This window comes from Paenibacillus sp. FSL L8-0158 (genome assembly GCF_038592965.1).
GTDB classification, from domain to species: Bacteria; Bacillota; Bacilli; order Paenibacillales; family Paenibacillaceae; genus Paenibacillus; species Paenibacillus polymyxa_D.
Window position 1 is genome coordinate 4,193,661 of record NZ_CP151949.1, and the last position, 25,244, is coordinate 4,218,904.

Genomic DNA, 25,244 nt, shown 5'->3' on the forward strand with positions numbered 1-25,244 from the left:
TATGTTTTTACCTTTACTTATTAAAGCTCTGGCCCAAGGTGCGCTCAGTGGAGAACATTCTTATGTGGTGAGAGGAGCCAAGTTACAGTGCAGCCAAGGTACAGACCCTGGTGTGCTCAATATGATGTACAGCCACGGTGTCTTCATTAAAGATAAGCCCGTTCTGAACGTGGACGATGCCATTTGTGGAGCCAATATTAGCAAAATCAATGCTTTTGGTCTGTGTAAATTGAAGCATGGTCTTCCTTGTGAACCGGAGATTGCTTTTGGGTCCAAGTGGACCGGTGGGAAAGAAGACGTATTGATTGAGGGAGCACCCGCCCTACTCAACAATTCGACCTTAATGTGTAGCTGTCAAGGTGTACAAGAGGCGATATCTTCCTTTTTTGGTGCAGACAGCGCGGGATCGGGTGGTGGAGGCATCATCTCTATTACAGATGACGGACAAGATGGCTGATTTTATCAAGCAAGGAGAGTAAGGTATGAACATCGTAGCGCAAGATCGTTTTACCTATCAGCACTTACATGTCACTTGGCCCTATGGCAAGCTGCGTCTTCGTCACGTCCATATGAGTCACGAGCTCGGAGAGCATGCTAGACTGTTCATCACGGGCAGCTTAGAAGCCGATCAGGCAGATACAATCATTACCAAAGCAAGCAGTGACGACAAAGTCGAACTTTGGTATTCCGATGCCAAAGACCAGAAGCATCCCTTATTCATGGGGCAACTGTACTGCGTAGATGTACAGCACATCCATCAAGAGGTCGTGGTAACTCTCGACGTCATTTCTCATAGTTTTAAACTGGATACGCAGCTCAAAAACCGTTCCTTTCAACACATTCATCAAACGTATGTGGAGATTGTAGATGCGGTGCTGGCCGATTACAAAGGCTCGGATAAGATTGATGAAGCTTTTGAGAAAAAAGAAACAGGTCAATTCATCATGCAGTATCAGGAGACGGATTGGACTTTTTTAAAACGGCTGGCTTCGCATGTGGGAGCCTTACTCGTTCCGAATATCGTTTCACACCATGCGCAAATTTGGATCGGTATTCCACAGGGCAGGCAGCATATTCAATTGAAAGAGGTTCCTTTTACATTGCAGCGCAAGATTGCTCCCTATCTGGATCAAGAGGCGAACGGCTGGAAATCTGCCACGATTGGAGATTACACCCGGTATATCTTTGAGTGGGATCAAATGCTGCAACTGGGAGATGAAGTCGAGCGCAATCACGAAACCTATGTCATCACCAAACGTGAAGGTCAGTTGATTCGTGGCTTGATGACCTGGTCGTACGAATGTGCCCTGTCGGCGGGCTTGAAGGTGCCTAAAATATACAATCGAACCATCATTGGTGCCGCTATTGAAGGAAAAATACTGGAGGTCAGCCGGAATCAGGTTCGACTACATTTGGATATGGATAATCAGCAGAATCCCAAGGATGCCCAGTGGTTCCCCTACTCTGCCGAAGGGAATCAGGTGTGGTATCTGATGCCGGAAAAAGGGGCGCAGGTGAAGCTGTATTTTCCAAGCGCAGACGAAGACGATGCGATGGTCATACAATCGGTACGAACGAAACCATCGAGCGTTGCTGTCCCTCCATCTCACGCAGCCCAAGATGCCGTGGTCGAATCGTCTGCGGACCGCCACCAGCGTAAAACAGCCGATCCCGGGGTCAAATCCTTTGCAAATCCACAGGGAAAAGAAATTTCTCTAGGGAACTCTGAACTGTCGATGAGTGCGCAGGAAGGGTCACTGTACATCTCCATGAATACCCATAACGGTGTCAGCCTGAACAGCACCCAACGTATACAAATTCAAGCCACTGGCAGCCTTAATCTGTCAGCAGGAAGCATCCTGCTGCAAGGAACCAACGGCTTACACTTGAATACAACAACTGATACGTTGGATCTGGAGAAGGAAGTTAACAGCGTAAGTTCGGAAATCCAGCTTAAAGCTTCCCTCCATCAATACTACCCAGAACCGATTTTGTCTGACTTTGAGAAGCAAGTCGCTGAAAACGGAATCCAAAGTGTGCTCGGAGCACGCGTTAAGGAAAACGTAGGCGCCACGCTCAAGGGAGAATGGGATGCGGGTATAGAGTTTTTAGGCGGTGTATGGGACTCAGTTGTCGACATAGCGGATATGGGGACCATGGTAATGACTCCTTTCGTTATGCCGGGAAATTACACTGGTAAAGGTTTTCTGGAACGCAATGAGACGCTCGAAGGTATTAAGGGCGGTGCAAAGTTTGGCTGGAACTATATTGCCGATTCATTCCAAGGAAAAAAAACAAAGAAGGATGTGGTTCACGACCTTGAAACCGTGTGGGACGGCATAAAAAGCATACCCGATCCGATTGAGCGAAAACTGAATAATTTCTTCCCTAATCCATTGACCGATACCAAACAGGAAAGTTACGATGCAGGATATGACAGTATCAAGGCCGTTGAACGTGTAGCAGACATTTATGCATCTGTCAAAGGCGGCGCAAAGTTAGTTAGAAATCTGGGAAAGTTGGGCAAAGAAGAAGCCTCCTTATCTAAGGGGCTCAAGGAAGCTGAAGAAAAGAAAACCGGTAAAGGAGGAACACCGGGGTTATTCGGAGATTCAGCAAAGGCCGACTCTGCTCTAGCCAAGATTAGAGATGGAAAATTCAAAACGAATGCCATCCGTTTTCCAACCAATTTCGAATCCTTAGGGAGTTACTTGCAAAGTGTAGCTAGAAAGATGAATATCCGTATAACTAAAAGGTTACCCATTTTCGAAACTGCTGGAGGTCATTATCGGTTTCATGATCCTGGTCCTGACGTCCCACATTCTAAAGGTTCAGGTGTAAAAATTTCGCCTGAGAGACAAAAACAGATTGATGCGTTAGAATCAGGAGAGTATACGGGTAAGAGCACTAAGGGGCCCGAGAAAGAGCCTAATGTAAGCTACGGAAAAGTATATCCAACAAGAACAATTGATTTAAAAACAGAAGGTCATATTATCGATAGAGTAAGAGATTTAAGAACTAGACTCTCAAATAGATTAAAAAAAGATGGAAATTTTGCATACTCTGAAGTGGACATACCAGGAATAGATAAAAAAGAATTTTATGCACACAGTGGCTTAAATGGAGATAATAAAGCGAAAGACTATGCAGATTTCTCATTAAAGCCAACAAAAAAACCTAAATATGAGGCAACCAAAGCACCCGATAAAAGTGGACGTATTTATAAAAGAGACATGGACACCGAGTATAAAATATTAAATGATCTAGCAGCAAGATTAGATAAACTAAAAGACTCTTCAAATGTTCGCGGGAAAATAAAAATGTTCACTGAAAAAGATACATGTGGTAGTTGTAGTAGAATTATTAATCAATTCCATAAAGATTACCCTGGTATTAATATTGAAATAATCCACAACAATGATGATATGATTATCCCATAAAAATAGAAAGGTGATAGATTAACATGAAAAGAAACTATGAAGCGTTATTTGGTGCCTTTTATGAGAAATACTTTGATTTCAAAATTGAAAAAATGAGTGATGCTGAGGCCGTTGCAAGAACATCTGGAGAATTTGAAGGTATTTTAAACAAAGGCGAAATGGAGAGAGCTGTAGTATACATTGCTGAAGGAAAGATTTATTTAACGCATTCGAAAATATTTTTCAAAGCAAAAGAAAGATTAGTAGAGGTTTTAAATTCTTTAGACCTAGAAAAGTTGAAATTAGAGATAACCTCAGATGAATATGAAGATTTATTAGAACGTAGGGATATGGTCTTAGATGAAATTGATAATAAGCAGATCGATTATGATCCATTTACGAGATGGTATTATCATGATATGGAAAAGGAAGTAAGACACTTCTTTGGTAGCATCATTACTGAGACTCAAGATAACCATGAAATTGTTGAGAAAATAATCGAACGATTCGAAAATGATTGTGATAACACCCTTAGTGAAAATATTATAATTAAAACTACATTAGCAGAATTACTAATTAGGAATAATATTAAGGTAGATGAAGATCTTCGTAACATAAAAGGTGAGCTAGAACAGTTTAATATGGAAGATATAGGACAACAATTATCAGAAGACGAGAAAATAGATTTAACTTTACGCATTAAAGAAATATTAAGTAAATTAAGTGGGATTTAGTATAAGTGACAGCGGCCAGTCGTCGGAAATAAACCGGAGACTGGCTTTTTTTATTTTATACGAGTTGGGTTATAGTATGTAACATAGTCTCGAAGGTCTCAGATTTTAGCAACAATTCAATGAAGGTGTTATCAGTGGGTCTTTTCTTTTCGAACATATCTATGATTATCATTATAAATATTTTTAAGTTGTTTAACAGTGAGTACCTACTTCGAAATAATTCTGTTTTAGCTTGTATACATGTTTTAAATATCCATGCAAGTTTCCAATTCAATTTAAAATCTGACTTTTCTATTAAATGCAATCCCTCGATATCCAAATCTACATCCGGTATGGTGCTTCGTAGCACAGCTATAAATAATATGAACTTAATTATTTAGATTCGGGAGTGAATTATTTAGAGAAATCATTATTAAATATATATTAAATTCATTTACTCTTTTATTTAAGATAGGTCACTCTAAAATTTTGAAAGTCCATTCCAATTTGAATCATAAGAGGAATGGACTTTTTTTCAATTTAAAGAAGAAAAAAAATAGCAGTCCCACCAATCTCCCTGCACCAAAAACAATAACTTGCCATCCCCCTATCAGGGTTACCAACCACATCATAACCTCTGATCCATTCACACAATTGGTCGGTAAATAAATATCAACACGTTCGTTTGCTTTCCATTTAATTTCTGAAAAGACTTTAAATTATGGAGTTACTTCATTAAGTATTCCCTTCACCTCAAACCTAGACTCGCACAAAAATGCACCTCCCTAGCATTCATCGGACAAACCAAAAGGTTTGTTCCCATGTCTATACTAGGGGGTGCTCTTCTAACCTGGGGAATTTGTTTTACCCCTTAACCGACCCGGCTGCGATTCCTTCCACAATCCGGTCACTCATGATGAGGAACACGAGCAAAATGGGCAAAATGCTGATCATCAGCGTAGCTCCGATAGCTCCCCAGTCGGTCGTATATTGTCCGATAAAGTTCTGAACTCCGACGGTCAGTGTTTTGTTTTCGTCCGAGCTGATGAACGTATTGACGAAAATAAACTCATTCCAGTTATAGATCATATTAATAATAGATGTCGTTGCCATGACCGGGGTTGTCATGGGCAGTACGATCCGAAAGAACATCCGGTTGACGGAGCAACCGTCCATAACAGCCGCTTCTTCCACTTCACGGGGCAAGGCGTAATAGAACCCTAGCAAGATCATCATCGTTGTCGGCAGATTAAAAGCAACATACGACAGGATGATGGAGAGTGAAGTGTCTGTTAAATGCAGTTTGAGAAACATACTGAACAACGGAATCAAGGTGGAATGGACTGGAATCATCAGTCCGACCATAAATAGTCCGAGAACCAGCTGGCTTCCTTTCCACCGCATACGTGTAATGGCAAACGTTACAAAGCTGGCGAGCAGCACCGTCAACGCCACGGATATGACCGTAATCCACACACTATTGAAAAAGTACCGCCCGATATTGCCGCTAGTCCACACATTCATATAATTCTCCCAATGCGGCTGGGACGGGAGTGCAAACGGCGGAAGGTTAAACACTTCCTGATTATTTTTAAGCGAGAACAGCATCAGCCACACCAGCGGTAAAAGCTGCGTCACCGCTAAGATGATTAAAATGATATACAAAGCGGCATAACCGACCCGAGTTAACATTTTGCCGCGGGTAGCGACTCCAAGCGGATAGTTGGCGGCTGCCTGGGTTTTCATATCCGTTCCTCCCTCTTCCTGTCCTTTGTTACCCTCATCTATTTGCATGACCGTATTATGAATACTGGATGGTGTCACTCGAAGCCGTAACCTTGCGGATCAACCACGTAGCGATCAGACAGATGAGCAGCAAGGCGAAGGCTGTAGCACTGCCGTATCCAAAATCAAAGCTGCGGAATGCCTGGTGGTACATGTAAGAGGCCATCACTTCACTGGCTCCATTCGGTCCACCGTCCGTCATGACGTAGATGAGGTCAAAATATTTGAGCGAGCCGACAATGGACAATATGATCGTAACGTTAATCACCTCGCGCAGCAGGGGCAATTTGATACGTGTCGCAATCTGCCAGGCACTGGCGCCGTCGATCCGGGCAGCCTCCATCAGCGTTTCGGGAATATTTTTCAGCCCGGCATAATAGATCAGGATATAAAAACCTGCATATTGCCAAATAATCGGGATGAACAAGGCAAGCAGCACCAGAGACGGATTAGCTAACCATTCAGGCGGGTTGTGAACTCCGACCGACGTCAGTAAGGAATTGAGCACTCCGTTCGTTGGATGATATATTTTGAGCCACAGCTGTGCGATCGCTACAGAAGACAGCAGCATGGGAATCAGGTAAATTTTCCGTAGCAGATTCGCTCCCCTGATTTTCCCTGACAAAATCATCGCAATGACCAGATAACCGATCAGACTGATGCCTGAAAACAAGGCCAGCAGCAGCGAATGCCAGGCACTTTGCCAGAACAATTTGTCTGTGAACAAATGTTGATAATTGTCCAGCCCCACAAAAGTCATAGAACCGATTCCATTCCACTGATTCAGGCCGTAATAGCCGGTCAGTACGATGGGCACATATATCACGGCGAATAACAGCAGCAGAGAAGGCAATACATATAGAGCAATGACAAGCTTATTGGACATGACCTTTTCCACGGTCGGACCTCCTTAGGTGGTCAATTTCAATTTCCTTTCTCGATGGCAGCCTTGTGTTGGTCGGCAAATTGTTGCGGTGTCACCGCTTTACCAAACAACGCCTGAATCATATTCAAATGTACCTGTGCTGCATTCGGCTTCATCTGTACATCGGCGAACAATGTAATGCTGCTGGCTTGATTCAGTCCGTTCAGCAAATCGACATACAGCTTGGGCAATTTTTCTTTGGAGGTGTCCACTTTCGTCGCCGGAATAACGCCTGCCTGTGTGACCGATTGCTCTCCCCATTTGACTACGAAGTATTCAACGAACGCTTTGGCCTCTTCTTTCACCTTGGAATTTTCCGAAACGAACAAGCCCACTCCCGGGCCTCCTACCCAACTGTTCTCGTTGCCCTTGCCGCCTGCAACCATCGGGAATTTAAAGAAGCCAATTTGATCTTTAAATGCTTGCGGGATTGCGGGATTGGTTGTAAAATTCGGCAATTCCCAAGTAGCCATCAAATACATAGCTGCCTTATTGTTCATAAACTCGGATTTTCCCTCATCATTGGACAAGCCGTTAAATCCTTTGTTAAAGGCATTCATATCCACAAGCGTCTGGACTTCGGAGGCCGCCTGAATTAAACCAGGGTCATCGAACGATCCTGAGCCGTCAATCGCTTTTTTCAGCGTTTCGTTACCTGCTATACGGTCCGCCAGATACATGTACCAGAGCGAACCAGTCCAGCGGTCTTTATTGCCCAATGCAATCGGTGCAACTCCGTGATCCGTAAGTGTTTTCACAACCTGCTTAAACTCGTCAAATGTCGTAGGGACCTTTAAGTTGTATTTTTGGAATATGGCTTTGTTGTAATAAATAGGTGTAATATTCAATTCAATCGGAAGCGCATACGTTTTGCCATTCAGCGCATAAGCTTCAGTCGTTCCCGGTACGAATTTGTCCTTCAGCTTGGAACCATTCAACAGGTCATCCATCGGTGTAAATAATCCACCTTTAACGTAAGGCTCCATAAAGCCCGCTGCCCAGGTAATGCCGATATCCGGCAATTCATTGGAAGCTGACAGCACTTTGAGTTTGTTTTTATATTGTTCATTTTCCAGCACTTCCTGCTGAATGACGACATTCGGATGATCCTTTTGGTATTGATCTATAATCTGAGTCACAAGCTTGCTCTGCTGTGCCGAGCTTCCCTCTGGCCACAGGTGCATCATTTTGAGTGTAACCTTTCCCCCGTCTCCACTGGAACCGCCTTGGCCATCTTTACCAACACCGCAACCGGATAGCACCAGCATGAATGACAGCAGCAGGGTCAACCCAGCAAACCATTTTTGATGTGAGCGCTTACGTAAACCATTCTCGTTGGACATCGTTAGACCTCCGTTTGTTGTAATTATATTTTTTGTAACCGTTATCATGTGTAAGTTTAGCACTCCATTCCTGCTTTCAACAGGGTACGCTCATTGGGTATAATTCCACTTTTATTGGGTTTGATCTGCCTACTGTCAGTCGATATTCTCCGGCCCTGTACGCATCTGCTGCCTATAGCGGCTGGGACTTATCCCCTCGGTCGCTTTGAATACTTTAATAAAGTATTTATCTGTTCGGTAGCCTGATCGTTCGCCGATTTGGGCAATCGTCAATTGGGTATGCAGCAGCAGCTCCTTGGCCCGTTGAATTCGCAGCCGATGCAGATATTCGCTGAAGGACAAACCACTTTGCTCCTTGAATAAAACACTAAAATAGCTCGCATTCAGGTGTGAATGCGCGGCAGTCTGCGCCATCGTAATGGATTCGTGAAGATGCTCCGCCATATAGGTGAAGGCACGTCGTACCGGATCACTAAGGGTAGCCGCCTGGAGATCAAGCTCTAGCAGAACAGGGTCAGCCAGCTTGTCCAGCTTCTCGTACCGCTGCCGCTCCTCTTCCAGCCGAAGCGCTTCATTGACCGCATTCAGCAGCTCCTGTTTATCAATCGGTTTGAGCAAATAATTGACGGCTCCCAGACGAAGAGCCTGCTGGACATAATCAAACTCCGCATAGCCTGAGATGACAATGGTCGCTGGTCGTCGTGAATCCCGTTCCAGAGAGCGGATTAAATCCAGCCCACTGAATTCCGGCAACCGGACATCCGTAATCAACAGATGAACCGTCTCTGCACGCAGTATATTTAGTGCTTCCAAACCATTACCGAATGTCACAATCCGGTATTTCCCGGCTGCCCATTGCTCCAGTGTCTGGTGTATCCCCTGACGTGTTCGCTGTTCATCGTCTACAATGACAATGGTTTTGGATGAAACACTCATTGCTACCGCCCTCCATATTCATCAGGAATTTCAAAAGTGACCATTGTTCCTTCCTGCTCAGCACTCTGTATCAGCACACCGTCCGTTGGATAAGATTCGTTGTCATAATAGAGAGCGAGCCTGCGCTGCACATTAACTAGTCCCATACCGGTTCCCTTGCTCTGGCAGGCTGCTCCCCCCATCAACGCCGTACGTACAGCTGCAAGTTCTTCCATTGTCATACCAGGCCCGTTATCTATGACCGCGATCTTGGTCCACCCCGGTCTGGTCGAAGGAGTGACACTGATTTCAACACGGCCGTTGCCGATGCGATTTTCGACTCCATGCAAAATGGCATTCTCTAGAATAGGCTGGATTAGCAGTTTAGGAAGCGGAATTCTGGCTGCCTCCGAAGGCATATGAATTTGCCAGTTCAAACGTTCACCCAGACGCATCTCCATCAGTTCCAGATAACGACGGATTTGCGCCATTTCTTCCCCGAGTGTCACCCAAGAGTCATGGTGAGCCGGTTCGATAACATAACGAAACAGCCGCGACATGGATACCATCAGCCCGGCAAGCTCCTCCTCTCCCTTCTCCTGTAGTGACCAGTTGAAAGCATCCAGCGTATTAAAAAGAAAATGCGGATTGATCTGCGCCTGCAGAGCTTTAAGTTCGGTTTGGCTCTGTAAAACCTCCTTCTCGCAAATAACACGGATCAATTCATTGATATCGACAATCATTGTGTTGTACTCTGCGTTCAATTCTCGCAGCTCGACGGCTGCTGCCGGTTCTGGATTCAGGGCCAATGCCCCTTCCCGTGAACGACGCATCGCCTGAATCAAGTGACCTATCGGTCTTGTAATCAACGTAGACAACATAAAGGACATAAAGAGGAATAGCACGGCACCAAGAGACGCGGAAATGATAAGCGTAGTCCGTAAAACCGTTATTCCGTCTGTGACGACGCTAACCGGAATCAGGATCAGCAGCGACCAGCCCGTCCGCTCGGACTGCTGAACCGCCTTCACATATTCCCGTTCCCCAATATGAACCGTCTGTGTCTTGCTGTGCAGTACACCTGACAAATCCGCCTGGTTCATTAGTTCACCGGACAACAGCTGGCCTTGACGATCTACAAGCAGCATAGTTTCATCCGCTTCTTCATTGACCGCTGACCTACCATTCAGTTCAAAATAACTTCGCTCCATACGGGTAATCAAGTACCCGCCACGTGAGAACCAGCGATCCACCAGGCTCACCTGCCGAATTGCCAGCAGTGACCGAGGGTCTTCGGGATCAATACCGATCCAGACCAGTCTTCCTTTCATCTGATTCGCTTCACGAATGTCTGCCTGTCCGATACGTTCCTCCAGACTACCCTCTCTAATCGGAAACAACATCTTCCCTTCGGCGGTATACAGTTCCAGCGAGCCGACACTCGGCATATATGCCTGATAGCTATGCATCACTTGCAGTAGGGATTGACGCTGTCCAAAATTCACCTTGCTCCCGTTGCGCTCCTCCAACAAAATATGCTGAACAGACGGGTGATTCGCAACCTGTTCCGTCAAGCTGTCCATCTGGCCGATTAATGCATCCAGCCTACCGCTTGCTTGTACCGCGGTCTGACCAATATGTCGCTCGGCACTGTCTTTTAACAAGTGAGACACATTGAGATAAATGAACGCCCCCGCCACACTCATCATAATGAGCATTACCAGTATAAATCCGATAAAAATCTGATTACGTAATGTGTTTAATGGTTGAAACCTTGACCTTGAACGCATATGCCTTCTCCCCCTGAATCATCGCAGAAAAGTTGATAATGATAACGCTTTCTATTTTTCCATTCTAGCGCATCGTTCCACTTTGTTGGCATATTTTTAATTGAGATTAATTAAAAAAGATGACCCCCGACAAATGCAGGAGCCATCTAACAGCTAGTTAAACCGAAACTTTTTTTAAGTGCCCAAACAAAGGTATCGTTCAGGTTGCAAAGTTAGTATATTACATGGGTATCGATATCCTATTGGAGTGCAGCCAAAATGCGGTCGCACAACTCCATCGTTTTCACGTTGTCTCGTCCACTTGAATCAGGCGTACGTCCTTCTTGGCAGCAGTTCATGAAATGTGCGATTTCACCGACAAAACCGCGCAAGTACAAATCACGGTATCCGCCCGACATCGCGGAAGCTGATGGTGTCAGAACCGTATCATTTTCCGCAAGGGATTTCCAAGGAAGCTCTGTATGACTCTCCGACTTGTGAATGATCAGTGTATTCACCTCATCCGCGTTTGCAAAACCGTGATCAAAGGTTACCGTAATACCTTCACTCTCGCGTGTCCATGCTGTCATACCTGCGAAGTATAGGCTGCCCACTACACCATTTTCAAATTTCAGGGCAATCGTATGGGAAATATACTCGCCGTTATCGTTCGCAAATCCGGTAACCTGTACCACTTCCCCGAACAAATAACGTACCAGGTCGACCATATGAACCGCCGCTAGCTTTATGAAATCTTCGCCAGTTTTACAAAACTGGGTACTGTCCACGAGAAATTTTGCCTGAAATGAGCGTGCGGCTCCAAGCGAGCCACTCTCAATCCATTCTTTTAACTTTATGTATACAGGTGCGTAGCGCTTCATGAAACCGACCATCAGCACGACACCCGCTGCCTCTGCCGCATCTGCAATTTGGGCCGCTTCCTCGGCATTCCAGCCCAGCGGCTTGTCTACAAAAACATGTTTTCCGGCCCTAATGCAGTCCAGTACAAGCGAAGGATGATCTGCCGCTTGTGCAATCACGACAACTCCATCACAGTCTTCCTGCTCCAGCATAGCCTTGTAATTGTCATAAGGTGTGCCACTGCTTCCAAACCGCTGAAGTGCTGTCTTCGATCTGCTTAGATCTCTAGTCGCAATCGCCTGAATTTCAGCACCTGCCCCAATAACAGCAGGATATATATTCGTTGAAGCGTGAAAGCCAGCCCCGATAAAACACAGCTTCGCCTTGCTCATGTTAGTCCCTCCCATGTACACACTAAAATAATCCGATCCCATCGTACCATATTGCCGAAGTATATATACAGTGCCATAAAGACAAAGAACATGATTCTTAAGGACAACAAGATAAAAAAACCTTAACAAAGATAATCCCTTATCCTTGTTAAGGCTCTGTCTGTATCACCAGCAACAATCCTTAAAATACATTCAATTACAGGGTTCAGAAATTACCTTGTGGATAACGAAGCCCATTTTTGCTCCAGCCACTGATCAAATTCAGCACCCTTGTCGCCTTCATAGATGTCATAAATATCGACTCTCATCTTGTGCAACTTCTCGCGAAAATCGTTATAGGTATGGTCGGCTGGCAAGCTTTTTTTAATCCGCACCAAAATCTTCGTCAGACCCTTAACAAGCTCACCCTCTTTGCGCACAGGCGGCTGTACATTCTCGCCCCATTCCTGAAGTCTGCGATAAGCGGCTTCCTGAACGGCATATACCGTATCATTATTCAAACGGTGTGTCAGCAAGTCAATCGTCTGCTGGTTCTTCCATGCACCCAGATCATTTACCGCAGCTAGGCGTGTTTTCCAATCGGAGGTTCGGTTTGCAGCTACTTTGAGCTGCTCATATACTTCTGCAAATTCCTGCTGAGTTTCGTTGTTTTCCAAAATTGTCTCATCCTTTTCTAAAAATCACTATATTACTGTTCATCACGATTGCCGTTTGTTAAATATAACATACTTGCCGGTCTTCTTCTAAAAAAAGATAAAAATGAAATGATCGGACGTTATAGGAAATCTGCACGTGCTGGTGTAAATGCATCTAGCAGAATACCGCCATCCTCCAGTGGGATACAGCCATGAAGAGTATCGGATGGAAAATGGATGCTGTCTCCTTCTTTGACGGTCTGGACTTCCTTTGTTTCGCCATCATCAATCATGAACTTAAAACTTCCCTTTATTACATAAGTGACTTGTTCATGGACATGCTTATGCAACAGGATTTCTCCTGTTTGGGCTTTGGCAAACATCACTTTGACATACATAAGCTGGTCGCTGTGGGCCAGCACTTTCCGGGTGGTATTACTGTCAACAATATCAATTTGAATATCTTGGTCGTTAAAAAACATGGATCATTCCTCCTCTTTTAAAACAAAAATTATTTAGATGAGTTATTTTTAAAAAAATTCATAAATCGATTTAGTTTAAAACCAACGGAAAATAAGCCAGAGTACTCCAGAAAGGGTAGTAAAGTCGGGATCGGCGAACGTTACCCCTTCGGCACCCAAAAAAGAAAAGAGCGGCAAGGTGAGAGCCGGCAGCAGACAGAGCAAGAATCCATTAAGACAACTGGAAATAACAGCTCCTCTAAAACCACCGCTGGAATTGCCGAATATCGCGGCTGCACCACCAGCGAGGAAGCAGGCCATGATCCCTGGCACAATGACAGGCAATCCAACAAACGGGAAAAGAAAGACGCAGGCAACGCCTGTGAAGAAGCTGACTAAGAAGCCTACCAACGCGGAATTAGGTGATTTGTCGAACAGTACCAGAACATCCACACCAGGGATGGCTCCAGGTGCGAACACTTGGGAGAAACCTTTGAAAGCGGGTACAATTTCAGTTGTGAACAGCTTAACACCCGCTTTTGCGATATACAAGCCGGCAGCAAAAATAGCTGACTGTTCGAGGATAAAGACGATATATTCTTTGCCATCCGATAATTTGCTGACATAATCAGAACCAGCAACCAGTCCTGATACCAGCAAAAGCACAAGCATCGTCAAGGTCGTTGCAACATTGGGGTCGCGCAAAAAACTGATGCGATCATTAATTTTTACATTTTCGGTGTCATTTTCACGGTTGCCAAAAACTTTCCCTAGATAGGTACCTAGAATGTAAGAGGTCATGGAAGCATGAGCAATCGTATAATCATCCGATTTGATAATGTTTTTGCTGGCATTTCGGAGTAGGTAAGGAAACACCGCCATATAGCTCCCAATGACCAAAGAACCGACGATGATCGTAGTCAGCGAACTGAGACCCAGACCTTTCATAACGGCCGTAGCGGCAAAGCTCATGAACAAAATCAAGTGAAGAGACAAATAAATATACTTGAACTTGGTCAGGCGTGCAAGCACGATGTTAAGGATCATGGAAAAGAGCAGAATGAGCGCAGCATCCGCCCCGATCTGATCAATGGTCAGTGCCATAATGGCTTCATTGCTTGGTACGACACCTTTAAGGTTGAACGCATAAGAAAAAATTTGGCTGAAATTAGTGAGAACTCCACCTAAAATGCCGCCGCCGACCTTAATCATGGTGAAGCCCATAAAAGAAAGGGTAGTTCCCGTGATGATCTCGGATACTTTCTTCCTCTGGAATATAAGGCCGAGTAATGTCACAATCGCGATAATGATGGATGGCTCCCTGATAATGCTCATAAACATTTCCATAGTGATCTCCGACTTTCTTTTATTTATTTTTCATTCTTACTAAATCGATTTAGTAATACTTGAAAAAAATTTCCCTCTCGGGAATGTAAAAAGAAGCAGAATCAGTTTTTTGTGAATTAAATCACAACTCACTCCATACATTATTCGTTTAAATTTCATTCCTCCCCTCTCTTCAATCGCAACATCACTAAAAATCAGGACACACATAAATGAAAGGGTATTCATGACTCGAATCATAAGATCATTATAGCGCTTTATTTTCTTTTTACAATAGAATCCATAAAAACGTTTTCAAAAAGATGAAAAGGACTTATTCAATCATTCAGTTCAGTTTTTGGACAGATTCTCTGTGGTTAATGACCGGATTCATTCGGATGATTTCTGACAACTCCTTATAATCCTGTTCTTTTTGATCAATTTTCTCCAGCAGTAGCCTGGCACTTCTTTTCCCCATTTCAAAACTCGGCTGGGAAACGGTTGTGATCGGCGGATTATAAAAAGACGCAAAGGATACATCATCTATGCCAATCAAGGAAAAGTCATTAGGTATGGATAGATGATTATTTTTGGCAAAGATCAGCACCTGCTCCAAAATCATGTCATTCGTAGCAATGATTGCGGTGGGCGGGTTCTCCATGTGGAATAGTTGTCCAATCAGATTAGGCATTTCATCCAACCTGCCGCTTTTGATATATTTTTCATTCACTGGGATGTTATGTTTACCCAACGTATTTCGGTAACCTGACAGCCGCTCACTTCGTGTGGTGATCGCTTTTTTGCCTAAGGGGAACGTGATAATGCCAATGTTGTTATGACCGTACTCAATGAGTGCTTCAACCGCAAGCTCGCTGGCCTTTTCATTATTCAGCAGCACTGTGTCTACGCTGATTTCATCGATTTTTCGGTCCACAAACACGAAGGGATAGCCATTTTTGACAAGGGAAACATATAATTTCTTGTTCTCTTCCGTCGGGAAAATGATAAGTCCATCCACTTGCCGAGCAATCATTGACTGGACATACTTTTTCTCTTTGAGCGAATCATCATCGGTATTGCAGACAATGACCTGGACATTTTCCAGTTGGCATTCATCTTCAATGGCACGCACAACTTCTGTTGTAAATCTCGATAAAATGGTTGAAGAAATAACCCCTACAATGAAGGTCTTCTTCTGCTTGAGACTACGTGCCACCTCATTGGGTATATAACTGAGATCCTCAATCGCTTGCTCGATTCTCTTCTTGGTGTTTTCACTCATATAGTTGTATCTCTTTTGCAGAAACTGCGAAACTGTACTCTTCGACACCCCGGCACGTTCTGCAACTTCCTTCATCGTTGTTGCCATAATTACCCTCCTTTCTTTTTCTGCATGTCAGGCATGTTAATTTTCAAATATATATATTCTGCAACCTGTATGTAAAGTGAATTTCACTTTATTATATACCTTCTTTTACAGCAGGAAAATATAATAAAAAAAGAGTTAGAGCGTGCCTCTACCTCATATACAAGCGCGGCCAAAAATACGGGGTGGAAACTCCTTCACGAATCTTTTACAAGAGGAACTTTCCTACTCAGCTTGATAATCCGTTGTTATAAATCTATTGATTTCGAACGAAATCTTAGAAATATACGAATTTTATGAACTTGTTTGATGGAAGATTTGAACATAAAATGAAAATGTAATCGGTTACAAATTCTTTTAAATAAAGGAGGAAGCAGAATTATGAAGAAAAAAGGATTAAAAAAAACATTTTTCGTCATTGCCTCCCTCGTAATGGGCTTCACACTGTATGGCTATACTCCCGCTTCTGCAGATGCAGCCAGTGTGAAAGGATATTACCACACCCAAGGAAACAAGATTGTAGACGAATCCGGGAAAGAGGCGGCATTTAACGGCCTGAACTGGTTCGGTCTGGAAACTCCTAATTACACCTTGCATGGACTGTGGAGCCGCTCAATGGACGACATGCTGGATCAGGTGAAGAAAGAAGGCTACAATCTGATTCGTCTGCCTTACAGCAATCAGTTGTTCGATTCCAGTTCCCGTCCAGACAGTATTGATTATCACAAAAACCCTAATCTGGTCGGATTAACCCCGATTCAAATTATGGACAAGCTGATCGAAAAAGCTGGACAACGCGGTATTCAGATTATCCTTGACCGTCACCGTCCAGGCTCAGGTGGGCAATCCGAGCTGTGGTACACATCCCAGTACCCTGAGTCTCGCTGGATTAGTGACTGGAAAATGTTAGCTGAGCGTTACAAAAACAACCCCACCGTCATTGGTGCGGATTTGCACAACGAGCCACACGGTCAAGCAAGCTGGGGTACAGGCAATGCCTCCACAGACTGGCGTCTGGCGGCACAACGTGCAGGGAATGCGATTCTGTCCGTGAATCCGAATTGGCTGATTCTCGTAGAAGGTGTAGACCACAATGTACAAGGCAACAATAGCCAATACTGGTGGGGTGGCAACCTGACAGGTGTAGCCAACTATCCTGTCGTTCTGGACGTACCGAACCGTGTCGTATATTCTCCACATGATTACGGCCCTGGTGTGTCTTCGCAGCCATGGTTCAACGACCCGGCCTTCCCGTCCAACCTGCCAGCGATCTGGGATCAAACCTGGGGCTACATCAGCAAGCAAAACATAGCTCCGGTACTGGTCGGTGAATTCGGCGGTCGTAATGTTGATTTGTCTACTCCTGAGGGGAAATGGCAAAATGCACTCGTAGACTATATTGGTGCCAACAACCTGTACTTTACGTACTGGTCCCTGAATCCGAATAGCGGCGACACAGGCGGTCTGCTGCTGGATGACTGGGTTACCTGGAATCGTCCGAAGCAGGATATGCTGAGTAGAATTATGAAGCCTGTTGTTTCCGTAGCGGAGCAAGCGAAAGCAGCAGCCGAATAGACACAGGGCTTCACTTCACTTATTGAAAAAGCCAATTTTCCTCCTTCAGGCCAGATTATGCTGGGCTATGAAGATGTGGAGAAACGGCTTTTTTTGTTCTTCCAGTTTTACACATTGTAAATTCCCCATTGAATGGGTCATTTTGTAAACTAAATCTCTCTTTCAACCGATAAATACATATGTTGGATTTTAATTCAGAAAGGAAGTATTCATGTGATTGTTTGGAAGGGTTTTGGTATTTTAAACATCGTTATTCCAGGGATTTTATTTGTTATTGTCGGGAGCTTAGTATCCGCTTTAGGGCTTGACTCCATAGATTCCCGGCTGCCGATGGCTTTTGTGTTCATTGTGTCGGGGGTTATTATCTGGTACTTGGGAAAAGCGCTTAACGCCGACTCGGACAAAGTGCTAGTTGATATGGAAACGGGGCAACGCTATCGAATGGGAACCCAGCACAGTCTGTTTTTTATCCCTATGCATTATTGGGGCCCTGCCGGTCTAGCGATCGGATTTATTTTAATCGTTGCATCGATATTTATATAACGTTGATTTCAAAACATGAGCTATTCCAATCACCACAATGCGAGCCAGTTGCTCCCATTGTGGTCTTTTTCCTTTTCGCAGGTCAATTATGATCAGATACCCCCATCGTTTACCTGTAGGCCAATGGATTTGGGGCAGGCAGGTGAAAACCTAGCTCATGTTTCGCCCCAGCTGCTCCACCTTGCTCAGCCAATCGTTGCGCTGCTGATCCGATAACTTATTCATAAGATCAATGGTCGTAGAACGCACTGGTTTGACACCACATAGATGCAGCGTGGAATCCTTCATCATCCGATGCCCAGGCTGTCCCTGGAAAAATCGGTAGTACCAGTGCGGACCGTCCATTGTTGTAATGAGGCGAGCTGTTCTTCCTTTTAGAAGCTTGTCAGGCAAGGATTTTCCTTTTTGATACTTAAACGCAAACCCCGGCATAATGGTACGGTCAATGAAGCCTTTCATTAATGCAGGCAAGCTACCCCACCAGATTGGAAAGACAAAAACAAGATGTTCTGCCCATTTAATCGACTCCTGTGCTTGGATCAAATCAGGTTCCAGCGGCAATTTATTACGATATCCGCCTAATAGATTTGGATTAAAGTCCAACGCGGATAGCTGCAACAAACGAACCTCTGCCCCTGCTGCCTTTGCTCCTTTAACATAGGATTGAGCCAGCGCTTCTCCATAACTGCCAGCGACCGGATTCCCTTGAATCACTAATATTTTTTTAGACATATAAGCCACTTCCTATCTCCATATTATGATTTTAGTTAGAAAACACTAACTTTATATTTAAAAAGAAAAGGTCACTACTGACCTTTACTTAATAAAGCAGTTAAACGTTGTTTGACCTCTGCTGCAAATGGAACCAACTGCTGTGGAAGTTCACCTTCCAAGCTGGACACGGACAAGCGTGTAATGGCTCCAATGATAAGCACACCGGATAGCTGAACATCCTGCTTCGGCAGTTCACCTTGTTGAATCCCCTGTTTGATGAATTCAGTCAACGCTTCCAGCGGCTGACGCACATTCTGGCTCTGGCTTGCTTCAACATACAGCTCATGATGCTGTGATAGTAGAAGCAAACCATACTGGTCCTCATCATGCATATTCAGCACTTCATCTACCAGTTGATGGAAACGACTGACGAAGCTCCCACTTTGCTTGCGATAAAAGTCAATTAAGGTGGTGTAGCTATTACAATACTGTCCGAATACTTCCAAGGCCATCGCATCTTTACTCTTAAAATGCTTATAAATCGCGGCATCCGTCACACCGGCAGCCTCTCCAATTTCTTTGACTGAAATCCCGTCAATTCCTTTGGTTGCAAATAAGCACATCGCTGCCTGCAGAATATCTTTCTTTTTGCTGTCTATATGTGTTTTCTTGTTCATAAAATTATAGTAAGTGAAAACTAACCAAAATGCAAGTCATATTTATGCATGCTCATCCTGTCTATATGCTTAATTTAAAATCTATTATAATTAGCTCAAAATACAACGTTTTGTAAGTAAATGAACATGACGTTAAATGATACGTGTATCGCCTCATTTTATTCATATAAAATAGATATGTAAGCGAATAAAACGGGCGCTCGGGCAGGTGGGACTCATTATGCTTAAGGTGCATGCAGTCACCCAGCAGGGAAAAGGCTCAGGCGTCTTGGCATATGAGCGACGAGCACATTTCCCCGCTGCAAAAAGTCGTGCATGCCATCCATTAGGCTCCAAGATCGGTCTTCAGCTTTGGCATGTCGGACGCAAAGGCTCGTTGCCCCAAGAAACAGCTGTATCTGCCTCTGGGTTGCCTCACCGCAAAGAGCGGCCCACGCACTGTCCATAGAAGAAATCAACGCAATGAGGGATTACATCGCAAACCGTATCATCCACTGGCTCGCACACTAAATTGAACAATTTCCACAATAATAGGTATGCCGGAGGAAATTGCCTCCCCTTCGCTAAGGCGAATCGTCAGCGATTCAGGTGTCAGTCTATACAATGTGCTTTCTTGTATCATTCCATTAATGTATAGATTGGCATAACTGTTGCTTCCGACATTAAACCGCTGAAAGGGCTCCTGTACACCATCTACAGAAAATTGATCCGCCATAATCGTGATTGAAGACTCAATTGTAGCAGGTGCAAAATAAAAATATCGCTCGGCTATGGGTATAATTTCAATATTTGAAATGTCAGCTGCCGGACCGGTTGGGCCTGTTATTCCTTGGGCTCCGGTAGGGCCCGCTATGCCCTGTGCTCCAGTAGGGCCGGGTGCACCTGTTGCACCTGAACTACCTTGGACGCCAGCCGGACCTGGCGCTCCCCGTGTTCCTGCTGGACCCTGTATTCCTGGTATTCCTTGGACTCCCGGTGTTCCCGCAGTTCCCGGTATGCCTTGTGCTCCTGCTAAACCTGGAATACCTTGTACCCCTGTTAACCCGGCTTCGCCTTGCTTCCCTGTCAAACCAGGAATGCCCTGTGCTCCTGCCGAACCCGGAACACCCGGCTTTCCCGTCTTGCCCATTCTCCGCCTCCGCTTGGTAGGAGTATTTCTACATCTCCGTTGCATGATTAGCTTTGGATGCTTTTTGGTATGGAACCCCGTTTTTGTTCTACCTTTGAGTGAATAACTTGTTTTACACTTTTTACGTTTGTTGATCTTGCAATGTACGGTTCTTTTTCCTTGCCTTCTTAGTGATGAATCGCGTCTCCTCATACCAGTCGTATACACCTCCTTCTCACATGCTTATTTATGTATTGTATGCATATCCCCCTTTAGGGTTTTAGGCATTTGTAGGATGCCGATTCCAAGTATTCGCTTCCATCTGTATTTGTAGCAAAATAGGCCTTCTCCATTCACCCTATTATTAATAGAAAGGTTAATATGCCGTTTCCGAATAGGTTGAGAAATCATTTATTGATTAAGAGCCACCGAATGGCTCATACCAGTAAAGAAAGGAGATGAAAACTATGCCCATCATAAAACCTGTGTACACAGCAGTAGCTACTGCTCCCGTAGCAACTGGTGGTGCCATAAGCACGACTGTAACCCCAGCCGTGACTCGTTTTTTTGCAACCATTACAGCCGGGATGATCGGAGCAACAACAACAACTATTCCTGCTGCAAGCTTCGTAGATGACGCCGACGCTCCAGTAGTTGCTTTACCAACATTAACGGCTACTGATTCTGCTAATTATTATATTAATGGAGTTATTCAGCAGAGTTCCTTATTCACCCTGACCACGGCAAGTCTGGTCATTGCCTCTGTAGATATTACACCAGGTGTCCCCGCTGTCATAGAAATATCTGATTTTAGCGGCACAACCTCCACCATATCAACTCAGCCCACCATCTCTGCCCCTACCGTAACAATTATCACTTAAGACGTTTCATCCTTTTGATTCAAGATGGACTGAACGGTCATTCACACTGTACATTACCCCGTATAAGCTAGAAAAGACCGATTCAGATGTCGATATCTGAATCGGTCTTTTAAGCTCAAGATGAATATACAATCGTTTTCAAATGACTGGGTACTGTATGATTAAGGCAAAATAGCAAAGGAGCGCACTGGAAATCCGGGGGAATCTTGAATGCTCGGAACGATATTATATATGACCGCGCCCGTCGGGGGCAACTTGTCCAAATTTGTCAGCACCTCAACTTGATACCGATCCTGCTCCAATATGTAATATTCCCCTACCAGCTTGCCAGCTTTGCGATAAGCTACAGAAGAATCCGTATCTAGCGTTTCATGTCCAATGGCAGCCACATTCCGTTCTTCTACCAAAAAGCGTAGCGCCTCTAGCGACCAGCCCGGACAGTGTGCACCTCCGGCGTCATCCTTGTTCGAGAAGGCATCTGAATCAGGCCAACGTTTGCTCCAATCACTGCGAAAAGCGACAAAGGACTGATCAGCAATGCGTCCATGCTCTTTCTCAAAGTCCAAAATATCCGCAACCGTAAGTTCATAGTCAGAATTGGCTGCAACGGCTGCTGAACGGTCAATGACAACGAGCGGCAAAACCAGCTCCTTCAATGAAAGCTCATGCAAGTAACGTTTGCCCTTCACAAAATGAACGGGTGCGTCAATGTGAGTCCCATACTGACCTGGAAAGCAGTATTGTTTTACAAAAAAGCCATCGTCGTGGGTAAACAGGGTATCCACCTGAACATTATCGAATACTGGAAAATGAGGGATTTCAGGATAAAAAGCGTGGGACAAATCTACCCACTCTTTTTGCTTCAACAACTTCAAGATATCTGCTAAATGCTCTGCCATGATGCCCATTCCTCCTCAGCTTTATTACAAGCCATTTTACCTGAGGATTCTGCAAAAATCTATAAATCGACCTTCCAGAATGTATAGATTGAAATCGTTAACATTTTGAGAAAAAACACAAAAACAATTCCATATATTCATATATACATTTCCTATTCCGCGTGATTGTTAACGTTTTCATTATTACATATACGTCTTGATTGGAAAAAGTAGGGGTCTATTGAATTATATAAAAAATTCGACAAAAATTTTAGTATGTAACTTTTATTATATTAACAAATACTGGAATGCGAAGTATGATAGAAAATGTAGAAACCACAGGAGCACCCGGGACTCCCTTCGTTCATCTACTCCATTAATCCAATATACGGAGGTATTTTATGAAAAAGAGATTTTCACTCGGAATCGCAGCAGCTCTACTGTTCAGTACTCTGGCTCCTATAGGTGCACCTGCTCATGCAGCCAGCGATATTGGCAAGGAGACGCTCGGCAGCAAAAACGGATGGGCAGCCTTTTCTACAGGCACAACAGGTGGAGCTGCGGCGACTACCTCCAATATTTTCACCGTAACGAATCGCAAACAACTTGTCGATGCCTTAGGCAAAAGCAGCAACACAGCGCCTAAAATCATTTATGTCAAAGGCACGATCAACGCCAACGTCGATGACAATAACAAGCCGTTGGGATTGAACGATTACAAGGACTCTAAATATGATTTTGACGCCTACCTCAAAGCTTATGATCCATCCACTTGGGGTAAAAAGGCTCCGTCCGGCACATTGGAAAAGGCACGTGAGGCTTCACAAAAAAATCAGGCCAGCCGTGTCGTCATTGAGATTCCTTCTAATACAACGATTGTAGGTCAGGGTAGCAATGCCGTCATTAACGGCGCGAACCTTCAACTAAAAAAAGGGACAGACAATGTCATTATCCGTAATATTGAGTTCCAGGATGCCTACGATTATTTTCCTCAATGGGACCCAACGGACGGCAGCACAGGCAATTGGAATTCGGAATATGACAGCATTACAATTAACGGTGCCACACATGTATGGGTAGACCACAATACCTTCAATGATGGATCTCGCCCAGATAGCCAAAACGGCACCTTTTACGGTCAAGAATACCAGCATCATGATGGGCTTCTCGATGTGATTAACCAGGGCGATCTGGTTACGGTTTCTTACAATCATTTTTACAATCATGATAAATCATCGATTATTGGCAACAGCGACAGTAAAACAGCAGATGAAGGGACTTTACGTGTAACCCTGCATCACAATTATTATGAAAACACGGTACAACGCACACCACGCGTGCGGTATGGACAAGTCCATCTGTACAACAATTACTATACAGGTGATGTAAAACGCTCCGAATATCCTTCACTGTATATATGGGGCGCAGGTAAATCCTCCAAAATCTTCGCCGAAAACAATGTCATTGACGTTGCCGGTTTATCTGCAGCTAAAATCGTGACTGTCTTTGGAGGAACTGCCCTGTCAGATACGGGTACAATCCTGAATGGACAAGCTGTTAACGCAGGCTCCAGCGCGGGTCTTAGCTCCTCTGTAGGCTGGAAACCATCGCTGAACGATAAAATTTCCCCATCCGCCAGTGTGAAGGCAGAAGTCACTTCCCAAGCCGGTTCCGGTAAGCTGTAAACACTGGCGCTAACACAAATAATCACAGGCGCATACAACCTGCGATTTTACACCAAAAAGGCTGTTTCCTCCGTGGATTGATTCCACACGGAGAGAACAGCCCTTTTTTATTTCTCATTTGTTTAATTACAAATTATAACGCGCATTAACTGCCGTATTGTTCTACCAAAACCGGCTTTTCAAATGCGTTATCCAGCTTGCGAAGTTTAGCCTTTACCGCTTCAGGCGGCTCAACCGCTGGCGCATCTGGATGCAGCAACCATGATTTCACAAAGTGCGTATCGGATAATTGAAAGAGTGGAGGCTCTTTCTCAAAGTCGATTTTCATAGCATAAGAACTGCGGGCTGCAAAAGCATCCCCTACAGGTGGGTGAAGCAGATCCGGAGGTGTTCCCGGGATAGCTGCCAGCTTCTGACCATGACTATCCAAACTTGGCATAGAAGCGAGAAGGCCCCATGTATATGGGTGTTTCGGGTTGTAGAAAATTTCATTAACCGTACCTGTTTCCACGATTTGCCCTGCGTACATAACGGCAACGCGATCCGCCATCTTCGCCACAACACCGAGGTCATGAGTAATAAAGATGATAGAAGTATCAATCTTTTTCTGAAGATCCTTCATCAGCTCCAAAATTTGAGCTTGAATCGTTACGTCCAACGCCGTCGTCGGCTCATCGGCAATCAGAAGTTTCGGATTAGCGGCCAATGCCATTGCAATGACGACACGTTGACGCATACCGCCACTAAATTCATGCGGATATTGGTTAAAACGCTGTTCAGGATGTGGAATACCTACCAGATTCAGCAACTCAATACCCCGCTTGCGAGCAGCATCCTTGGATATTTTTTCATGCTTGAAAAGCACTTCCGTGATCTGCTTGCCCACTTTCATCGTCGGGTTAAGCGAAGTCATCGGGTCCTGAGAAATCAGGCCAATTTCCTTACCACGAATTTTTTGCATCTGCTTTTCCGTTTTATTAATCAGCTCTTGTCCGTCAAACATAATTTGACCCTTTTGATAAATGCCCGGAGGGGTCGGAATCAACTTCATAACAGCTTGTGAGGTTACGCTTTTACCTGAGCCGGATTCGCCCACAATCGCCAGCGTCTCTCCTTTATTGACATGAAAGTTTACGCCACGAATGGCCTGCACTAGTCCCTGGCGGGTCTTGAAAGATATCGTTAAGTCCTTCACTTCCAAAAGGCGGTTCATCTCATCACTCTTTCATTTATTATTCATCACTATTATTGACCACTATCTAAAAAAACGACGTCC

At 44.5% G+C, this 25,244-nt stretch carries 23 protein-coding genes; 8 read left to right on the forward strand and 15 right to left on the reverse strand.

Going from position 1 to position 25,244, the window contains the following annotated elements; translation table 11 throughout:
* Position 1: 1 nt before the first annotated feature.
* The 3 genes from NSQ68_RS18495 to NSQ68_RS18505 are packed head-to-tail and all read left to right on the forward strand — an operon-like array spanning position 2 to position 4,153.
* Positions 2-457, forward strand: a complete 456-nt coding sequence (locus NSQ68_RS18495; RefSeq protein WP_342426811.1) for a DUF4280 domain-containing protein — start codon at positions 2-4, stop codon at positions 455-457.
* A 25-nt stretch (positions 458-482) separates the two neighbouring features.
* Complete coding sequence (locus tag NSQ68_RS18500) at positions 483-3,440, forward strand: deaminase domain-containing protein (protein WP_342426812.1); 2,958 nt, start codon at positions 483-485, stop codon at positions 3,438-3,440.
* A gap of 23 nt (positions 3,441-3,463) precedes the next feature.
* A complete protein-coding gene (locus NSQ68_RS18505; RefSeq protein WP_342426813.1) occupies positions 3,464-4,153 on the forward strand; it encodes an Imm3 family immunity protein in 690 nt (229 codons plus the stop codon).
* An 843-nt stretch (positions 4,154-4,996) separates the two neighbouring features.
* On the opposite strand, the gene NSQ68_RS18510 is transcribed toward NSQ68_RS18505, so the two are convergent.
* The 10 genes from NSQ68_RS18510 to NSQ68_RS18555 form a co-directional block, all read right to left on the reverse strand.
* Positions 4,997-5,878 carry a carbohydrate ABC transporter permease gene (locus NSQ68_RS18510; RefSeq protein ID WP_013311404.1) on the reverse strand — a complete coding sequence of 294 codons (882 nt, stop codon included), beginning with the start codon at positions 5,876-5,878 and terminating at the stop codon, positions 4,997-4,999.
* A 55-nt stretch (positions 5,879-5,933) separates the two neighbouring features.
* A complete protein-coding gene (locus NSQ68_RS18515; protein ID WP_342426814.1) occupies positions 5,934-6,815 on the reverse strand; it encodes a sugar ABC transporter permease in 882 nt (293 codons plus the stop codon).
* Between the two features lie 26 nt (positions 6,816-6,841).
* Positions 6,842-8,185, reverse strand: a complete 1,344-nt coding sequence (locus NSQ68_RS18520) for an extracellular solute-binding protein (RefSeq protein WP_342426815.1) — start codon at positions 8,183-8,185, stop codon at positions 6,842-6,844.
* A 135-nt stretch (positions 8,186-8,320) separates the two neighbouring features.
* Positions 8,321-9,121, reverse strand: a complete 801-nt coding sequence (locus NSQ68_RS18525; protein ID WP_307347586.1) for a response regulator — start codon at positions 9,119-9,121, stop codon at positions 8,321-8,323.
* A 2-nt stretch (positions 9,122-9,123) separates the two neighbouring features.
* Positions 9,124-10,890 (reverse strand): sensor histidine kinase, encoded by a 1,767-nt coding sequence (locus NSQ68_RS18530; protein WP_342426816.1) that lies wholly within the window; start codon positions 10,888-10,890, stop codon positions 9,124-9,126.
* A 239-nt stretch (positions 10,891-11,129) separates the two neighbouring features.
* Positions 11,130-12,122: a Gfo/Idh/MocA family oxidoreductase gene (locus NSQ68_RS18535; RefSeq protein ID WP_342426817.1), complete on the reverse strand. Its 993-nt coding sequence runs from the start codon at positions 12,120-12,122 to the stop codon at positions 11,130-11,132.
* Positions 12,123-12,334: 212 nt separating this feature from the next.
* Positions 12,335-12,778 carry a HEAT repeat domain-containing protein gene (locus tag NSQ68_RS18540; protein ID WP_013311410.1) on the reverse strand — a complete coding sequence of 148 codons (444 nt, stop codon included), beginning with the start codon at positions 12,776-12,778 and terminating at the stop codon, positions 12,335-12,337.
* A 119-nt stretch (positions 12,779-12,897) separates the two neighbouring features.
* The gene (locus tag NSQ68_RS18545; RefSeq protein WP_029515624.1) at positions 12,898-13,239 is read right to left on the reverse strand and encodes a cupin domain-containing protein; all 342 of its coding nucleotides are present in this window, start codon (positions 13,237-13,239) and stop codon (positions 12,898-12,900) included.
* A 75-nt stretch (positions 13,240-13,314) separates the two neighbouring features.
* A complete protein-coding gene (locus NSQ68_RS18550; protein WP_029515625.1) occupies positions 13,315-14,565 on the reverse strand; it encodes a PTS ascorbate transporter subunit IIC in 1,251 nt (416 codons plus the stop codon).
* 322 nt (positions 14,566-14,887) lie between these two features.
* On the reverse strand, positions 14,888-15,910 hold the full coding sequence (locus NSQ68_RS18555) for a substrate-binding domain-containing protein (RefSeq protein ID WP_342426818.1): 1,023 nt from the start codon (positions 15,908-15,910) through the stop codon (positions 14,888-14,890).
* A gap of 378 nt (positions 15,911-16,288) precedes the next feature.
* On the opposite strand from NSQ68_RS18555, the gene NSQ68_RS18560 reads away from it, so the two are divergent.
* Together NSQ68_RS18560 and NSQ68_RS18565 are read left to right on the forward strand one after the other, a co-directional pair.
* Positions 16,289-17,482 (forward strand): glycoside hydrolase family 5 protein, encoded by a 1,194-nt coding sequence (locus NSQ68_RS18560; protein WP_342426819.1) that lies wholly within the window; start codon positions 16,289-16,291, stop codon positions 17,480-17,482.
* A gap of 213 nt (positions 17,483-17,695) precedes the next feature.
* Positions 17,696-18,025, forward strand: coding sequence for a hypothetical protein (locus NSQ68_RS18565; RefSeq protein WP_013311413.1), 330 nt, complete (start codon positions 17,696-17,698; stop codon positions 18,023-18,025).
* Between the two features lie 150 nt (positions 18,026-18,175).
* Here NSQ68_RS18565 and NSQ68_RS18570 read toward each other — a convergent pair whose 3' ends face one another.
* Both NSQ68_RS18570 and NSQ68_RS18575 read right to left on the reverse strand, forming a co-directional pair.
* On the reverse strand, positions 18,176-18,757 hold the full coding sequence (locus NSQ68_RS18570) for an NAD(P)H-dependent oxidoreductase (protein ID WP_165149593.1): 582 nt from the start codon (positions 18,755-18,757) through the stop codon (positions 18,176-18,178).
* Positions 18,758-18,831: 74 nt separating this feature from the next.
* Positions 18,832-19,416 (reverse strand): TetR/AcrR family transcriptional regulator, encoded by a 585-nt coding sequence (locus tag NSQ68_RS18575; RefSeq protein ID WP_342426820.1) that lies wholly within the window; start codon positions 19,414-19,416, stop codon positions 18,832-18,834.
* Between the two features lie 220 nt (positions 19,417-19,636).
* Here NSQ68_RS18575 and NSQ68_RS18580 point away from each other — a divergent pair, with 220 nt between their 5' ends.
* A complete protein-coding gene (locus NSQ68_RS18580; protein WP_342426821.1) occupies positions 19,637-19,864 on the forward strand; it encodes a hypothetical protein in 228 nt (75 codons plus the stop codon).
* Between the two features lie 39 nt (positions 19,865-19,903).
* On the opposite strand, the gene NSQ68_RS18585 is transcribed toward NSQ68_RS18580, so the two are convergent.
* Entirely contained in the window at positions 19,904-20,545 is a 642-nt protein-coding gene (locus tag NSQ68_RS18585) for a DUF4183 domain-containing protein (protein WP_342426822.1), read from the reverse strand.
* Between the two features lie 446 nt (positions 20,546-20,991).
* Between NSQ68_RS18585 and NSQ68_RS18590 the strand changes: the two genes are divergently transcribed.
* Positions 20,992-21,405 carry a DUF4183 domain-containing protein gene (locus tag NSQ68_RS18590; RefSeq protein ID WP_013311418.1) on the forward strand — a complete coding sequence of 138 codons (414 nt, stop codon included), beginning with the start codon at positions 20,992-20,994 and terminating at the stop codon, positions 21,403-21,405.
* Positions 21,406-21,566: 161 nt separating this feature from the next.
* On the opposite strand, the gene NSQ68_RS18595 is transcribed toward NSQ68_RS18590, so the two are convergent.
* Positions 21,567-22,304 (reverse strand): cyclase family protein, encoded by a 738-nt coding sequence (locus NSQ68_RS18595; protein ID WP_342426823.1) that lies wholly within the window; start codon positions 22,302-22,304, stop codon positions 21,567-21,569.
* A gap of 380 nt (positions 22,305-22,684) precedes the next feature.
* Here NSQ68_RS18595 and NSQ68_RS18600 point away from each other — a divergent pair, with 380 nt between their 5' ends.
* A complete protein-coding gene (locus NSQ68_RS18600) occupies positions 22,685-23,968 on the forward strand; it encodes a pectate lyase (protein WP_342426824.1) in 1,284 nt (427 codons plus the stop codon).
* Positions 23,969-24,113: 145 nt separating this feature from the next.
* On the opposite strand, the gene NSQ68_RS18605 is transcribed toward NSQ68_RS18600, so the two are convergent.
* Entirely contained in the window at positions 24,114-25,181 is a 1,068-nt protein-coding gene (locus NSQ68_RS18605) for an ABC transporter ATP-binding protein (protein WP_013311421.1), read from the reverse strand.
* Between the last annotated feature and the right edge of the window lie 63 nt (positions 25,182-25,244).

Excerpts from the sequence above, each read along its gene's own strand:
- NSQ68_RS18495 (WP_342426811.1), top strand. The coding sequence starts at position 2 with ATGTTTTTACCTTTACTTATTAAAGCTCTGGCCCAAGGTGCGCTCAGT.
- NSQ68_RS18500 (WP_342426812.1), top strand. The coding sequence starts at position 483 with ATGAACATCGTAGCGCAAGATCGTTTTACCTATCAGCACTTACATGTC.
- NSQ68_RS18505 (WP_342426813.1), top strand. The coding sequence starts at position 3,464 with ATGAAAAGAAACTATGAAGCGTTATTTGGTGCCTTTTATGAGAAATAC.
- NSQ68_RS18510 (WP_013311404.1), bottom strand. The coding sequence starts at position 5,878 with ATGAAAACCCAGGCAGCCGCCAACTATCCGCTTGGAGTCGCTACCCGC.
- NSQ68_RS18520 (WP_342426815.1), bottom strand. The coding sequence starts at position 8,185 with ATGTCCAACGAGAATGGTTTACGTAAGCGCTCACATCAAAAATGGTTT.
- NSQ68_RS18525 (WP_307347586.1), bottom strand. The coding sequence starts at position 9,121 with ATGAGTGTTTCATCCAAAACCATTGTCATTGTAGACGATGAACAGCGA.
- NSQ68_RS18530 (WP_342426816.1), bottom strand. The coding sequence starts at position 10,890 with ATGCGTTCAAGGTCAAGGTTTCAACCATTAAACACATTACGTAATCAG.
- NSQ68_RS18535 (WP_342426817.1), bottom strand. The coding sequence starts at position 12,122 with ATGAGCAAGGCGAAGCTGTGTTTTATCGGGGCTGGCTTTCACGCTTCA.
- NSQ68_RS18545 (WP_029515624.1), bottom strand. The coding sequence starts at position 13,239 with ATGTTTTTTAACGACCAAGATATTCAAATTGATATTGTTGACAGTAAT.
- NSQ68_RS18550 (WP_029515625.1), bottom strand. The coding sequence starts at position 14,565 with ATGGAAATGTTTATGAGCATTATCAGGGAGCCATCCATCATTATCGCG.
- NSQ68_RS18555 (WP_342426818.1), bottom strand. The coding sequence starts at position 15,910 with ATGGCAACAACGATGAAGGAAGTTGCAGAACGTGCCGGGGTGTCGAAG.
- NSQ68_RS18560 (WP_342426819.1), top strand. The coding sequence starts at position 16,289 with ATGAAGAAAAAAGGATTAAAAAAAACATTTTTCGTCATTGCCTCCCTC.
- NSQ68_RS18570 (WP_165149593.1), bottom strand. The coding sequence starts at position 18,757 with ATGTCTAAAAAAATATTAGTGATTCAAGGGAATCCGGTCGCTGGCAGT.
- NSQ68_RS18575 (WP_342426820.1), bottom strand. The coding sequence starts at position 19,416 with ATGAACAAGAAAACACATATAGACAGCAAAAAGAAAGATATTCTGCAG.
- NSQ68_RS18580 (WP_342426821.1), top strand. The coding sequence starts at position 19,637 with ATGCTTAAGGTGCATGCAGTCACCCAGCAGGGAAAAGGCTCAGGCGTC.
- NSQ68_RS18585 (WP_342426822.1), bottom strand. The coding sequence starts at position 20,545 with ATGGGCAAGACGGGAAAGCCGGGTGTTCCGGGTTCGGCAGGAGCACAG.
- NSQ68_RS18590 (WP_013311418.1), top strand. The coding sequence starts at position 20,992 with ATGCCCATCATAAAACCTGTGTACACAGCAGTAGCTACTGCTCCCGTA.
- NSQ68_RS18595 (WP_342426823.1), bottom strand. The coding sequence starts at position 22,304 with ATGGCAGAGCATTTAGCAGATATCTTGAAGTTGTTGAAGCAAAAAGAG.
- NSQ68_RS18600 (WP_342426824.1), top strand. The coding sequence starts at position 22,685 with ATGAAAAAGAGATTTTCACTCGGAATCGCAGCAGCTCTACTGTTCAGT.
- NSQ68_RS18605 (WP_013311421.1), bottom strand. The coding sequence starts at position 25,181 with ATGAACCGCCTTTTGGAAGTGAAGGACTTAACGATATCTTTCAAGACC.